Raw genomic sequence first — 14,414 nt, 5'->3', positions numbered from 1 at the left:
TAGATTGCGTTCAGGGCGCCGCTGAAGCAAAGCTGCTCCCGCCGCCGCAAGTGACAAGGCATTTGGTATGAACGGACTTTCCGCGAGCCCCCGCGCCGCGCTGTCGAGCGCGATGACCGATCCGTTCGGACGGACCATCTCGTATTTGCGCGTGTCCGTCACCGACCGCTGCGACCTGCGCTGCTTCTACTGCATGTCGGAGGACATGACGTTCCTGCCCAAGGCGGACCTGCTGACGCTGGAGGAACTCGACCGGCTCTGCTCGGCCTTCATTGCCAAGGGCGTGAAGAAGCTGCGGCTCACCGGCGGCGAGCCGCTGGTCCGCCGCAACGTGATGACATTGGTGCGCTCGCTGTCGCGGCATCTCAAGAGCGGCGCGTTGAGCGAGCTGACGCTGACCACCAACGGCACCCAGCTTGCGAAATACGCGAGCGAACTCGCCGATTGCGGCGTCCGCCGCATCAACGTCTCGCTCGACACGCTCGACCCACAAAAGTTTCGCGAGATCACCCGGTGGGGCGAGATCGACAAAGTGCTGGAAGGTATCGAGGCGGCACGCGCTGCGGGCCTCGCGGTCAAGATCAATGCCGTTGCGCTGAAGAACCTCAACGAGGACGAGCTTCCCGACCTGATGCGCTGGGCCCACGGCAAGGGCATGGGGCTGACGCTGATCGAGGTCATGCCGATGGGCGAGATCGGATCCGGACGAATCGACCAATACCTGCCGCTGTCGCTGGTGCGCGCGCGCCTCGCCCAGCAGTTCACGTTGACGGATCTGGCCGAGAGCACCGGCGGGCCCGCGCGCTATGTCAGCGTCGCCGAGACCGGCGGCAAGCTCGGCTTCATCACCCCGATGACCCATAATTTCTGCGAATCCTGCAATCGCGTGCGCGTCACTTGCACGGGAACGCTGCACACCTGCCTCGGCCACGAGGATGCCTCCGATTTGCGCAAACCTCTGCGTGCATCGGACGACGATTCGCTGCTTGCGGATGCGATCGACCGCGCCATTGGCCTGAAGCCCAAGGGCCACGATTTCATCATCGACCGCCGCCACGACCGCCCCAGCGTCAGCAGGCACATGAGCGTCACCGGCGGCTAGCATCGGCTGCCCGGCCGCGGCTTATTCCCCTTAACTATCAACAAACTTCCGATTGACTGGCGGCAAACTCGCTGGTTTGGTGCGGCTGCCTCATGCCTGCGCGGCGAGACAAGCCAACGCGCCACTCGGCGCAGTCAAGACGGCCGGGGCAAATCGGGGAGGACCAATCTTGCAAGCGCTCCTGAAGCTGAGCAATGGAATTGACGCGTTCACACGTTGGACGGGCAAGCGTCTGGCTTGGCTGATCCTGGTCGCCGTCGTCATCTCGGCGCTGAATGCGATCATTCGGAAGACGTTGGACACGTCGTCCAACTCGTGGCTCGAGCTGCAATGGGTGCTTTTCAGCATCGTATTCCTGCTGTGCTCGTCGTGGACGCTGCTCGATAACGAGCACATCCGGATCGACATCTTCAACAGCATGATGCCGAAGCGGGCTCGCAACATCATCGACATCATCGGGCACATCTTCTTCCTGATCCCGCTGACCGTCGTCATGATCGTCACCGGGGTACCGTTCTTCCTGCGCTCGCTCCAGATCAACGAGCAATCCGGCAATGCGGGCGGCCTGCCGCAATGGCCGGCAAAAGCGCTGATCATGATCGGCTTCGCCCTCCTGCTCGTTCAAGGCATTTCCGAGCTGATCAAGCGAATTGCGATCATGCGCGGCATGATCCCGGACCCACACGAGTCGCAGGTGTCCGCACTGGAGGCCGAGGTCGAGCACCTCGTCGAAGCGATCGAAAAAAAGTAGCCGTTGGCGACGGTTTAGGGGGAAGTCATGACCGCGTTTATTATCGCCAATCTGGCGCCTATCATGTTCGCGACGCTGGTGATCGTGCTGCTGCTCGGCTATCCGGCGGCATTTTCGCTCGGCGCCGTCGGCCTGTTCTTCGCCATCATCGGCGTTCAGCTCGGGCAATTCCACCCGGACTTTCTCCAGGCCCTGCCCGAGCGCGTCTACGGGGTCATGAACAACGACACGCTGCTCGCCATTCCCTTCTTCACCTTCATGGGACTGGTGCTCGAGCGCTCCGGCATGGCCGAGGATCTGCTCGACACCATCGGTCAGTTGTTCGGCACCATCCGCGGCGGCCTCGCCTACGCGGTGGTGTTCGTCGGCGCCCTGCTTGCGGCGACGACCGGCGTCGTGGCGGCGTCGGTGATCTCGATGGGCCTGATCTCGCTGCCGATCATGTTGCGCTACGGCTACGATCGCCGTGTGGCGACCGGCATCATCGCGGCCTCCGGCACGCTGGCGCAGATCATTCCGCCCTCGCTCGTCCTGATCGTGATGGCCGACCAGCTCGGCAAGTCGGTCGGCGACATGTATGAGGGCGCGTTCATTCCGGGCCTGGTGCTCGCCGGCCTCTATGCGGGTTACGCGTTCCTCGTCACCATGATTTTCCCGAAGGCGGCGCCGGGTCTTCCCAAAGAAGCGATCGGCTTCCGCGAGGAGAGCGGCGACCGCGGCCTGAAGTCGCTCGGCGTGCTGTTCCTGGCGAGCTGTGTGTTCGGCTGGTTCATGATGCGGAATTCGGAGACACACGGCGCCGACTTCGTCGTGCTCAGCATGTTCTTCGGCATCCTCTTCGCGTTCTTCGTCGCCATCGCGAACTGGGCCATCGACAAGCTGACGGGCTTCCGTTTCCTCTCGAAGATGGCGCAACAGACCACCTTCGTCATGGTGCCGCCGCTGTTCCTGATCTTCCTGGTGCTGGGCACGATCTTCATCGGTGTCGCGACGCCCACCGAAGGCGGCGCCATGGGTGCAGCCGGCGCCCTCATTCTCGGAGCCGCGAAGCGGCGACTGACCTGGGACCTGATCCGTCAGGCCACCGAATCGACGGCGAAGCTGTCCGCGTTCGTCGTCTTCATCCTGGTCGGCGCGCGCGTGTTCTCGCTCACTTTCTACGGCGTCAGCGGTCACGTCTGGGTCGAGCACCTGCTGACCTCCCTGCCCGGCGGCCAGATCGGGTTCCTGATCTTCGTCAACGCCTTCGTGTTCGTGCTGGCGTTCTTCCTCGATTTCTTCGAGCTTGCCTTCATCGTGATCCCGCTGCTCGGGCCCGCGGCCGAGCATCTCGGCATCGACCTGATCTGGTTCGGCGTCATCCTCGGCGTCAACATGCAGACGTCGTTCATGCATCCGCCGTTCGGATTTGCGCTGTTCTATTTGCGCTCGGTCGCGCCGAAGGAGCGCTATACGGATCGCGTCACCGGCAAGCGCATGGAGCCGGTCACGACGGGACAGATCTATTGGGGTGCGGTGCCGTTCGTCGTCATCCAGATGATCATGGTGCTTCTGGTGATCATGTTCCCGTCGATGGTGATGCACTACAAGGGCGTGCAGTCCACCGTCGATCCCAACAGCATCAAGATCGAGATTCCCCAGATCGATCTGCCGCCGCTCGACTTCGGCCAGCCGAAGCAATAGCGCCCGGCCCACCCGCAAAAAAGAACCCGGAGCTTGCGCTCCGGGTTTTTTGTTTGGGCCGATCGTGCGCTCTGCGATCAGCTCTGCGAGTTGCGCGCCATGAAGTTGTCATAGCCGACTTCGGCGACCTGGAACCACTGATATCCGTTGTTCGAGAACGCGGTCAGCGATTCGTAGACCTTCTTGAAGTCCGCGTTGTTGGCCGAGACTTCGGTGTGCAGCTCCTTTGCCGCCTTGAAGCAGGCTTGCATGACCTCCGGCGAGAACGGATGCAGCTTGGCGCCGGCCGCGAGCAGGCGTCGCAACGCCGGCGGATTGGACTGGTCATACTTCGCCATCATCCAGTTGTTGGCGTAATGCCCCGCCTGCTCGAGGATGCTCTGATAGTGCTTCGGCAGCGCATTCCATTTGTCCTGGTTGACGAAGGCCAGAAGCATGGGCCCGCCTTCCCACCAGCCCGGGAAGTAATAATGCGGCGCGACCTTGACGAAGCCGAGCTTCTCGTCGTCATAGGGTCCGACCCATTCGGCGGCGTCGATGGTGCCCTTCTCCAGCGCAGGATAAATGTCGCCACCGGCGATCTGCTGTGGCACCGCGCCGAGCTTGGCCATCACTTTTCCGGCGAAGCCGCCGATGCGGAATTTCAACCCGTTGAAGTCCTGAGGCGTCTTGACCTCCTTGCGAAACCAGCCGCCCATCTGACAGCCGGTGTTGCCGGCAAGCAGCGAGACGACGTTGTACTTCTTGTAGAACTCGTTGAGGATGTCCCTGCCGCCGCCCAGCATGTACCAGGCCTGGTTGATGCGCATGTTCGGTCCGAACGGCACAGCCGAGCCGAAAGTAAAGGTCGGGTCCTTACCGAAATAATAGTAGGACGCGGTGTGGCCGATTTCGCAGGTGCCGTTCTGCACGGCATCGAGCACCTGAAGGCCCGGCACGATCTCGCCGCCGGCAAATGTCTGAATCTGAAATTTGTTGTCGGTCGCTTCCGCGACCATCTTGGCCATCATCTCGGCGCCGCCATAGAGCGTATCGAGTGATTTCGGCCAGCTCGTCGGCATGCGCCATTTGATCTCGGGCGTCGTCTGCGCGATCGCTGGAGCGGCGAGCGTGGCGACACCCGCCGCACCAAGCCCGGTGACCTTGATAAAATCTCGTCTTTTCATGATTTCCTACCCTGATGGATTGTGACGGTGGGCCTTCTTGCCGAGGCTTGGAGGCCAGCATGGAACAAGTGTCGTCCGATTTCCATCCCTCACGATGTGAGGGACAAAAATGCTCAGCTCCCACGCCATCCGATCCTACGACTTTAGGCTTAGGCGGCCGGCGCCCTGGCCCTTCCCATCACGTCCGCCTCGGCCGGGCATGCCGGGTGCCCCGGGCGCGTGACAAGCGCCGGAAACACGGGCATACCGCGCCATCCCCCCAACCTAGGGCCGCCACGCATGTCTCGATCCCACCCTGCTCCATCGCTCGTTGCTCCGTTGATCGCGTCGCTCTGGCTGGCATGTGCGGCAATGCCGGCGCATGCGGAGCCCAGTGCGAATGTCGTGGCCGACGTCCATGCGCTGGCGCAAAAGGAGCAGCAGCCGCTGCTCGACACGCTGCGCGATCTCGTCAGCATCGAATCCGGCAGCAAGGATGTCGAAGGCTTGAATCAGATCGCCGAGCGCGTTGCCGGCCAGCTCAAGCAGCTCGGCGGCACGGTGGAGATCCTGCAGCCCACCGACGTCTATCGCCTCGACGACACACCCGAGAAGATCGGCCCGGCCGTACACGCCGTATTCAAGGGCACAGGCAGCAAGAAGATCATGCTGATCGCCCACATGGACACCGTGTACCTGAAGGGCATGCTGAAGGATCAACCGTTCCGCATCGACGGCGACAAGGCCTACGGCCTCGGCATTGCCGACGACAAGCAGGGCGTCGCGCTCATTCTTCACACCGTAGCGTTGCTGCAGAAGCTGAGCTTCCGGGATTACGGCACGCTCACGGTGCTTACCAATGGCGACGAGGAGATCTCGTCGCCCGGCTGGCGCAGCACCATCACCAGGTTCGCCGCGGATCAGGATGTGGTGTTCTCGTTTGAAGGCGGCGGCACCGACGGCACGCTGCGGCTGGCCACCAGCGGCATCGGCTCGGCGTATCTCACGGTACAGGGCAAGTCGTCGCATGCAGGCTCGCGGCCCGAGGGCGGCGTCAATGCACTGTACGAACTCTCCCATCAGCTGCTGCAGATGAAGGACCTGTCCAAACCGGAGCAGGGCCTGAAACTGAACTGGACGGTCTCCAAGGCCGGTACCAACCGCAACGTCATCCCCGCCGAGGCCACGGCCCAGGCCGATGCGCGCGCCCTCAAGGTCGCCGATTTCGACGAGCTGGAGAAGGCGCTGCAGGACAAGATCAAGAATCACCTGCTGCCCGACTCCAAGGTCGCGCTCAAATTCGAGGTGCGCCGTCCGCCGCTGGAGGCCAACGACGCCTCGCGCCGCGTGGCGGCCTACGGCAAGACCATCTATGGGGAGATCGGACTGCCCCTCAAGGTCGACGAGAAGGCGACCGGCGGCGGCACCGATGCCGCGTTTGCCGCGCTGAAGACCAGCGGAGCCGTGGTCGAAGGCATGGGCCTGTCGGGTTTCGGCGCGCATTCCAACGACGCCGAATATGTCAAACTCGACAGCATCGTGCCGCGCCTTTATCTGACCACGCGCATGATCATGGATCTGTCCACCGGCAAGCTGAAATAGCGCTCTCTTCCTTCTCCCCTTGTGGGAGAAGGTGGCGCGAAGCGCCGGATGAGGGGTTGCCTCCGCGCATTCAACTCGCAGTCGGACTCGCGGAGAGAGACCCCTCACCCGGCTCGCCGTTGTCGCGGCGAGCCACCCTCTCCCACAAGGGGCGAGGGTGCAGCGTCAGTGCCGCACTGCGTTCAAATCAACGTCGCCCCGCTTCTCCGCCAGCCTGAACCGCAGCGTGAACTGCGCGCCGCCGCCCGGAAGATTCTCCACCGCAACCGTTGCCGCGTGATCATCCGCCACCGCGCGCACGATCGAGAGCCCGAGGCCGGCGCCGTCGCTGCGCTGGCGGTCGGCGCGCCAGAAGCGGTGGAAGATCAATTCACGCTCGGCTTCCGCAATTCCCGGTCCGCAATCGCGCACGCGCACCGCACCGTTCTCGCTCACATCGACATCGACCGACGTGTCCTTTGCGGTGAACTTGATGGCGTTTTCGGCGAGGTTGAAGATCGCGCGCTGGAGCATCATGGAGTTGCCGTGGATCAGCACCGGCGCCTCGGTGCCCCTCAGCGCGATATCCTTGTGCTGCGCGATCGCGAGCGGCGCGATCGAACCGACCACCTCGGCGCAGACGGCGCGCAAATCCGCGGTCTCGCCGGGATCAAGCACCAGCGTGTCGAGCTCGGCGATCTCCAGCAATTGCGCGACAATGCGGCTCATGCCCTCGATATCGGCATGCAGCGCCTGCCTTGCAGCGCCGTCGCCGAGCGTCTCGATCCGCGTGCGCAGGATCGCGAGCGGCGTGCGCAGTTGGTGCGCGGCGTCGGCGGTGAACTGCCGCTGCACCCGAAAGCCGTCCTCGAGGCGGTCGAGCGCCTGGTTGACGGCGGTGACGAGCGGCATGATCTCGCGCGGGATCTGCTCCGTCGGCAGGCGGATGTCGGTGCGCGCCGGGCCGATATTGCTCGCCTCCTCGGAGGCCTTCCACAGCGGCGCGACGGCGCGGCGAAAGATGATGATGTCGATGGCGAGCAGGACCAGCAGGATCGGAATCGTGATCCACCCGACCCGCCGGAAGAAGTTCGAGACAATGTCATCGATGATGACGTCGCGGTGCGCGAGGTCCTCCGCGACGCGAATGCGCATCACCTTGCCGTCGATGATGCGAGTGACGCCGGCGCCGGAAATCGTTTCGGAGAGCGGCGGAGGCGCGGCCGTAGCAGTGCCGGTCTTGCGCCGCGACGAGAACAGCAGATTCCCCTCGGCATCGCGAATGTCGTACTGGTAGCGGCCATAGGCTTCCGAATAAAGGCCCTTGAGACTGTCCGGCAGGTTGAACGTCAACAGCCCGTCGGGCTGGGCGACGATGCGCTCGGCCAACACCTCGGCCTGCGCGCGCATGGCATCGCGATGCAACTGGTCGATCTCGGAATTGAGCAGCCAGAACAGCACCAGCGGCAGGAAGATCGCGACCACCGCGACCGCCACGATGTGCAGGAACACGATGCGCCAGATTAGCGATTTGAACGTTGGCGACCTCGCATGGATTCCGGCGCGGAATCCGGCGTGAGATCCGATCCGGGCCACGCTATTTCTCCTCGGCCATAAGATAGCCGACGCCACGGATGGTGTGGATCACGACCTTGGCGCCGTGCTCGGCGAGCTGCTTGCGCAACCGCGAGACGTAGACCTCGACCGCATTGGAGGCGACTTCGCCGTCGAGACCGAAGATGTGGTCCTCGACGTTCTTCTTCGGCACCACCCTGCCCTGCCGGCGCAGCAGGATCTCAAGCACCGAGGTCTCGCGCGCGGAGATGATGCGCGGCTGGTCGTCCACGAAGATCTGGCGGCTTTCGGTGTCATAGACGAGGTTGGCGAGGCGCAGCGAGCGGCCGAGCAACTGGCCCGGACGGCGCAGGATCGCCTCCAGCCGCGCCACCAGCTCCTCCATCGCGAACGGTTTGGCGAGATAGTCGTCGGCGCCGCTGCGCAGGCCGCTGACGCGGTCCTGCAAGCCGCCGCGCGCGGTCAGCACCAGCACCGGCAAGGGCTCCATCTGCCGGCGCAGCTCGCGCAGCACCGACAGGCCATCGCCGTCGGGCAGTCCGAGGTCGAGGATCATCGCGGCATAGCTGACGCTGCTGACCGCCTCGCGCGCTTCGGCCGCGCTGCCGACGATGTCGCTCTCATAGCCGGCCGCCGACAGCCCGCCGGCAACGAGCCGTGACAGCTCGGCATTGTCCTCGACGATTAGAAGGCGCATCGCATTTTCCCGCGGGATGTTCCGCTGTCACCGCACGGCTTCCGCCGCATCTTCGCTGTCATCCATCATCCGGGGCATCTCGGCCAGCGAAAAAGCAGCCGGCGGGCCGGCTGCTCCCTTCCGTCAGGTTCCTGTAAGCCAATCAGGGCACCTGCGAATGAGGTCGCGGATGGCGCGGACGTTTGCCCCCTTGGGCCCCGCCGCCGGCGCCGCATCGATCCTGCCAAGGAACGAACACCCCGGCGAACCGTTCAACTCAGCTGCAACATTTCTCATTTGATGGGGCGTCGTGCAGACCACCTAGGTAATGCACATGCGCCTTGCACGACGAACACGTTCCAGCTCCCTTCTATCCGATTGCCTGGCCGCCATCACGCGACATCCGGGCGCCGCCGCGTTTGCTGCCGCAGGTACCTTCATCGCGGCTAGCGCAATCATAAACCGGCGGCTCGCGAACAAAGCGCAACGCGATAATCCTCCGCAGGGTCGGTTCATCGATATCGATGGCGTTCGCCTGCACTATTTGGAACGCGGCAGGGGCAAGCCGCTGGTTTTGTTTCACGGCAATGGCAGCCTGGTCCAGGATTTCGACGCGAGTGGATTGATCGATCTCGCAGCCGAAAACTACAGGGTCATCGTGTTCGATCGTCCCGGATTTGGGCATAGCTCGCGGCCGAGGCACGTCGTCTGGACCCCGGATGCCCAGGCGGACCTGTTCAAGAAGGCGCTCGATCAGCTCGGCGTCTCTCAAGCGATTGTCCTTGGCCATTCGTGGGGCGCGTCGGTTGCGGTTGCGCTGGCGACAAGACATCCTTCGGTCGTGCAGGCTCTCGTGCTGGCCTCGGGCTATTATTTCCCGACGCCCCGCTCGGACAGCGCCGCGTCAGTGCTGTCCGCCCTACCGGTGCTCGGGGACCTCATCAGCTCCACGATTTCGCCGCTAGCCGGTCGGATGATGTGGCCCGCGACGTTGCGCAAGTTGTTTGGGCCCCGGCCGGTCCCGGCCAAGTTCGCGGGCTTTCCGAAAGAAATGGCGCTGCGTCCATCACAGATGCGGGCCGCAGCGGCCGAAGCGACGATGTTGGTCCCCGCCGCATTCTCAGGCGCGAAGGCTTACGCTGAACTCAAGATGCCGACGATCATTATCGCGGGTCAGGGCGACCGTATGATCGATATCAAGCAGTCGGTCAGGCTGCATGGCGAGATCAAGCAGAGCAAATTGCGCCGGATCGACGGAGCGGGTCACATGATTCATCATTCCGCAACCGCGGACGTGATGGCGGCGATCGACGAAGCTGCTGCCGAGGCCGTGTTGATTCATGGAAGGGCAGGCTCAGGCGTTTCGCGAAGCAACGCGTAATCGCTCACCAACAACGCCGCTGATGGCCGCCGGCGAACCTCATGGGTCGTTCGCGGAGGATCGCTTCTGAGCCAACTCGGGCGCGGGACCAGGCTTCAACCCGCCCTTTCGATAGAACCGAGACCTTTTCGCCCGGGTATGGTATCTGTCAATCACCGGTCGGCAGGGGGGCCGATTTGGCCGGATATGCAGGAAAGCAAAGCGCAATGTGTGCTAGCCAGGTGACGATGCCGTTGTGGCACGAAAGGCACCTCCGGGCTGCCACTCGCGCGGCCGGTGTCGCTCTATGGTCGTGGAACGTTGATACCGACGCCATCACCATGGATGAACCCGCGTACGACCTTTGGGAGGTGCCCAAGGGCGAGCAGAAAATTACGTTTGAGATACTGTCCAAAAACATCCACCCCGCCGATCTCGAGAGGGTGAGATCGGCATTTGCCGCTACTCGCGCAGTCGTCGGCTCCTACGAAATAGATTTTCGTATTCTAACCGGAAGCGATATCCGTTGGATCTCCGCTCGGGGCCAAGGCGACGACGCCGACATCGCGGATCGAACCATGTTCGGTATTTTCCTGGATGTAACCCAACGCAAGCAAGCTGAGGAAGCCAACGAGCTGCTGGCGGGCGAGATGAGTCACCGGCTGAAAAACCTTCTCACCATCACAACGGCGCTGACTCAAATGAGCTCACGCTCGGCAACATCAAAAGAAGATATGGCCCATGAGCTGACCAGCCGCCTGATCGCTCTTGGACGTGCTCAGGACCTTGTTCGCCCGGTACCAGGACGAAATCGAGAGGGGACGCTTCTTGGAGACCTCATCTCTGTTCTGCTTGCTCCGTACGATGAAAAGGGAGCCAGCGTTCGTATTCGCGTCTCGGTCCCCAAGATGAACGTGGGAGAGACTTCCAGCACAGCGCTCGCCTTGGTAATGCATGAACTGGCAACCAACTCTGCGAAATACGGTGCGCTGTCGCTTTCAAGTGGTACCCTGGACGTGTCGTGCAACGCCCACGAGGACGAGGTCGTGGTCAAGTGGACGGAACGGGGCGGTCCTCCCGTTGTCGCTCCAACAAAGCTCGAAGGCTTTGGAAGCAAGTTGGTGCACCGAAGTATGGCCGCCCAGCTTGGCGGGGCTATAACTTTTGACTGGTCGGATGAGGGTGTGGTGGTCATCCTGCGCATGAGCAAAGACCGTCTTGCGAATTGATGTTCAGCTGATTTCCCGCGCACAGTCCTGTCATCCGTCTGCGATTGGCCCTTACCTTTTCTTCGTACGACGCTCCTGAAAGGCGGCTCTGAGTTCGGCCAGTTCATCGCTTGTCGCTCCCAATCCCGCATCGGCACGGCTTGCAGGTAAATCCTTGTAAGCAATCGGCTGATCAAATTGGCTCGCCGTGAAGTCATACCGCCGGCCTTTGATGCGATTGTAAAAATGGTCGCCGGCAGGCAGCGGCGTCTTCAGCATGTCGCCGCCGAAGAGCTCGTGGATCAGCAGCGAGGTGACGTTGCATTGTCCTGCCGCCGGATTGCTCGCCGTCCATTGACTGGCCGTTGCCAACGACCAGGCCTTGCGCAGCGCGCTTTGAACCTCATCGGGATCGAAGCTCATCATCACCCCACGGAGCGGCACCGAGGTAGCAATTTCGGATTATGCGATAATACCTTTATGCTCCTGTTTTGCCCGACGAGTCAAATGGCCCTCGCTGAAACATTCGCTTGGTCCGCCTGGGCTCACCCCGCTTTTGCGCTTAAAATGCGAAGTTCCCATCCACCGCGCGATGCTTGGGCCTGCCTGCCAATTAGCTCCATCGCATCAAGCGCTTGGCTGCACGCGCAGCGCCTTGTCCTCTCACCCCTCGTCTACTGTGCATGGGGTTGTTTTTCAGATTTTTTGTTGGACGCCCCACCCGTACCCCGGCGACAACGCCGCTCCGCAGCCTCGTCCCAAAGAAAAAGCCCGGCCTCGCGAACGAGACCGGGCCTGTCGTCTTGCGGCTTATTCGAAGATCAACCGCGAGTGCGCGAGCGGATCATGAAGCTGTCGTAGGTGTATTCGGCAACCTGCCACCACAGATACTCGTCGGAGCGGTAGGCCTGCATGGCGTCGATCGACTTCTTGAAGTCGGGGTTCTTGGCCGAGATCTCGCCCCACAATTCGTTGGTCGCCTTGAGACAGGCTTCCAGAACTTCGTTGGTGAACGGGCGAAGCTGCGTTCCGCCGGCGACCAGACGCTTCAGGGCGCCGGGGTTCACCATGTCGTAGCGCGCGGCCATCCAGGTGTTGGTGTTGACGGTCGCGTTGGTGAGGATCGCCTGGTAGTTCTTCGGCAGCTCGTTCCACTTGTCGATGTTGGCGAAGGCGTGAACGGTCGGACCACCTTCCCAGAAGCCCGGGTAGTAGTAGTACTTGGCGACCTTGGCGAAGCCGAGCTTCTCGTCATCGTAGGGGCCGACCCATTCGGCCGCGTCGATGGTGCCCTTCTCGAGCGACGGATAGATGTCGCCGCCGGCGAGCTGCTGCGGCACCACGCCGACCTTCTGGAGCACCTGGCCGGCAATGCCGCCAATGCGCATCTTGAGGCCCGAGAGGTCGGCAACGGTCTTGATCTCCTTGCGGAACCAGCCGCCCATCTGGGTGCCGGTGTTGCCGCAGGGGAAGCCCACCACGTTCGTCTTCTTGAAGAACTCGTTGGCGAGTTCGTTGCCGCCGCCCTGGTACAGCCAGGAATTCTGCTGGCGTGCGTTCAGGCCGAAAGGCACCGACGCGAAGATCGCGAAGGTCGGGTCTTTGCCGACGTAATAATACGACACCGTGTGGCACATCTCGACGGTGCCCTTCTGCGTCGCATCGAGCGCCTGCAGGCCCGGAACGATTTCACCCGCCTGGAAGACCTGGATCTGAAACTTGTTGTCGGTCATCTCGGCGACGTACTTCGCCATCTGCTCGGCACCGCCATAGATGGTGTCGAGCGACTTCGGGAAGCTCGATGTCAGGCGCCACTTGATCTCGGGCGAGGACTGCGCGATTGCCGGCGAGGCCACCGCGGCGGTCGCCGCCGCGCCGGCTGCCGACACTTTCAGAAAATCACGACGCTTCATCTTCAGTCTCTCCTTGTTGGGGCGTTTCCCCTAACTTCCTCTTTGCTGCCGCTCATTCCGGCGACGCGTTCTTGGGCCGCGTCGAACCGAAGGGGCTTGACTGCCGTGGGCCTTTAACACGGAAGCCCCGCTTTCGAAACGCGACATTGGCATGACAGGGCTCTACGAAAGTCGCATGTCCCCAGAGTATTGGTTTGAAGGGGTTGGCTTGAAGGTATTGCCTTGGATCCGCTCAGGCCGCGGCGACGACGCCCTTGAGCTGGTCCCGCACCTGTCCCGCAATGGCGCGGTAGATCGCCGCATGGGGACCGTCCGGCTCGCTGTCCACAACGGGCGTGCCCGCATCCGAGGTGGCGCGAATCGCCATGTGCAGGGGGATCTCGCCCAGGAACGGCACCCCGAGCTTCTCAGCCTCGTGGCGCGCGCCGCCATGGCCGAAAATGTCGGATTTCGTGCCGCATTGCGGGCACTGGAAATAGCTCATGTTCTCGACGATGCCGAGCACGGGCACGTTGACCTTCTTGAACATCGCAAGCCCCCGCCTTGCGTCGATCAGCGACAGGTCCTGCGGGGTCGAGACGATCACGGCGCCTTTCAAAGGGACGTTCTGCGCCAGCGTGAGCTGGGCATCGCCGGTCCCTGGCGGCATGTCGACGACGAGGACGTCGAGCTGCCCCCATGCGACGTCGCGCAGCATCTGCGTCACCGCCGACATCACCATCGGCCCGCGCCAGATCATCGCAGTCTCTTCTTCCACCAGGAAGCCGATCGACATGATCGCCAGGCCGAAGCGCCTGAGCGGAATCATCTTGCGCTCGCCATCCAGCTCCGGCTTCTCATGCAGGCCCGTCAGCCGCGGCACCGAGGGGCCGTAGATGTCGGCATCGAGCAGCCCGACCTTGAGGCCGAGATCGCGCAGGCCCAGCGCAAGATTGAGAGCAGTGGTGGACTTGCCGACGCCGCCCTTGCCCGAGGCAACCGCGATCACGGCCGCGACGCCCGGAATCTCGGACTGCCGCGCCATCGGCGATTGGGCGCCGCCCTGCGGCGGCGGCTTGTGGGCATGGACCGGCTGCACGCCTGGCGTACCGCGGCTGGGAGTTGGCGGCGGTGGCGGCGCCGCGCCGGCCTTGCGCTCGGCGGTCAGCGCCACCATGACGGTGGTGACGCCGGGAATGGCCCGCACCGCGGCCTCGGCCTCGGCCCGGACGGATTCCCAGGCGCGCGCCTCGGCGGCATCGACATTGATCGAGAAGAACACCTTGCCGTCGGCCGCGCTGATCGCGCTCAGCACATTGGCATTGGTGAGCGCAACCCCGCGGGGCGACTTGATCCTGGCGAGGCTGTCGAGAACCTGTTGCTGCGTCACGCTCAAAGCGCATCTCCTAGAATTCAAGATGCCCCATTAGAGCGGAAACGC

General features: G+C 62.9%; 12 protein-coding genes. 6 read left to right on the top strand and 6 right to left on the bottom strand.

Features of this window, described 5'->3' with window-relative positions; all coding sequences use genetic code 11:
- The first annotated feature begins 67 nt into the window (after positions 1-67).
- The 3 genes from moaA to ABIB80_RS15155 all read left to right on the top strand — a co-directional run bounded on the left by moaA (position 68) and on the right by ABIB80_RS15155 (position 3,536).
- Positions 68-1,102 carry a GTP 3',8-cyclase MoaA gene (gene moaA, locus ABIB80_RS15165; RefSeq protein WP_219682533.1) on the top strand — a complete coding sequence of 345 codons (1,035 nt, stop codon included), beginning with the start codon at positions 68-70 and terminating at the stop codon, positions 1,100-1,102.
- A gap of 169 nt (positions 1,103-1,271) precedes the next feature.
- A complete protein-coding gene (locus tag ABIB80_RS15160) occupies positions 1,272-1,853 on the top strand; it encodes a TRAP transporter small permease subunit (RefSeq protein ID WP_354127836.1) in 582 nt (193 codons plus the stop codon).
- A gap of 27 nt (positions 1,854-1,880) precedes the next feature.
- Positions 1,881-3,536 carry a TRAP transporter large permease gene (locus ABIB80_RS15155; protein ID WP_354127835.1) on the top strand — a complete coding sequence of 552 codons (1,656 nt, stop codon included), beginning with the start codon at positions 1,881-1,883 and terminating at the stop codon, positions 3,534-3,536.
- Positions 3,537-3,613: 77 nt separating this feature from the next.
- On the opposite strand, the gene ABIB80_RS15150 is transcribed toward ABIB80_RS15155, so the two are convergent.
- Positions 3,614-4,702, bottom strand: coding sequence for a TRAP transporter substrate-binding protein (locus tag ABIB80_RS15150; RefSeq protein WP_354127834.1), 1,089 nt, complete (start codon positions 4,700-4,702; stop codon positions 3,614-3,616).
- A gap of 279 nt (positions 4,703-4,981) precedes the next feature.
- Between ABIB80_RS15150 and ABIB80_RS15145 the strand changes: the two genes are divergently transcribed.
- On the top strand, positions 4,982-6,283 hold the full coding sequence (locus ABIB80_RS15145; protein WP_354127833.1) for a M20/M25/M40 family metallo-hydrolase: 1,302 nt from the start codon (positions 4,982-4,984) through the stop codon (positions 6,281-6,283).
- 165 nt (positions 6,284-6,448) lie between these two features.
- On the opposite strand, the gene ABIB80_RS15140 is transcribed toward ABIB80_RS15145, so the two are convergent.
- Together ABIB80_RS15140 and ABIB80_RS15135 are read right to left on the bottom strand one after the other, a co-directional pair.
- Positions 6,449-7,858 carry a sensor histidine kinase gene (locus ABIB80_RS15140; protein WP_219683547.1) on the bottom strand — a complete coding sequence of 470 codons (1,410 nt, stop codon included), beginning with the start codon at positions 7,856-7,858 and terminating at the stop codon, positions 6,449-6,451.
- A 1-nt stretch (position 7,859) separates the two neighbouring features.
- Complete coding sequence (locus ABIB80_RS15135) at positions 7,860-8,534, bottom strand: response regulator transcription factor (protein ID WP_007592584.1); 675 nt, start codon at positions 8,532-8,534, stop codon at positions 7,860-7,862.
- Between the two features lie 313 nt (positions 8,535-8,847).
- On the opposite strand from ABIB80_RS15135, the gene ABIB80_RS15130 reads away from it, so the two are divergent.
- The gene (locus tag ABIB80_RS15130; protein ID WP_354127832.1) at positions 8,848-9,894 is read left to right on the top strand and encodes an alpha/beta fold hydrolase; all 1,047 of its coding nucleotides are present in this window, start codon (positions 8,848-8,850) and stop codon (positions 9,892-9,894) included.
- A gap of 227 nt (positions 9,895-10,121) precedes the next feature.
- Positions 10,122-11,102, top strand: coding sequence for a sensor histidine kinase (locus tag ABIB80_RS15125; protein WP_354127962.1), 981 nt, complete (start codon positions 10,122-10,124; stop codon positions 11,100-11,102).
- Positions 11,103-11,153: 51 nt separating this feature from the next.
- Here the strand turns inward: ABIB80_RS15125 and ABIB80_RS15120 are convergent, their stop codons facing one another.
- From ABIB80_RS15120 to ABIB80_RS15110, 3 genes are all read right to left on the bottom strand, one after another.
- Positions 11,154-11,507 carry a YunG family protein gene (locus ABIB80_RS15120; RefSeq protein WP_473365630.1) on the bottom strand — a complete coding sequence of 118 codons (354 nt, stop codon included), beginning with the start codon at positions 11,505-11,507 and terminating at the stop codon, positions 11,154-11,156.
- Positions 11,508-11,902: 395 nt separating this feature from the next.
- Positions 11,903-12,994, bottom strand: a complete 1,092-nt coding sequence (locus ABIB80_RS15115; protein WP_018459388.1) for a TRAP transporter substrate-binding protein — start codon at positions 12,992-12,994, stop codon at positions 11,903-11,905.
- Positions 12,995-13,226: 232 nt separating this feature from the next.
- The gene (locus ABIB80_RS15110; RefSeq protein ID WP_354127831.1) at positions 13,227-14,369 is read right to left on the bottom strand and encodes an Mrp/NBP35 family ATP-binding protein; all 1,143 of its coding nucleotides are present in this window, start codon (positions 14,367-14,369) and stop codon (positions 13,227-13,229) included.
- Positions 14,370-14,414 lie beyond the last annotated feature (45 nt).

The organism is Bradyrhizobium sp. i1.15.2 (assembly GCF_040548425.1).
In the GTDB taxonomy this organism is placed as follows: Bacteria; Pseudomonadota; Alphaproteobacteria; order Rhizobiales; family Xanthobacteraceae; genus Bradyrhizobium; species Bradyrhizobium canariense.
This window is presented reverse-complemented; position numbering and strand designations above follow the sequence as displayed.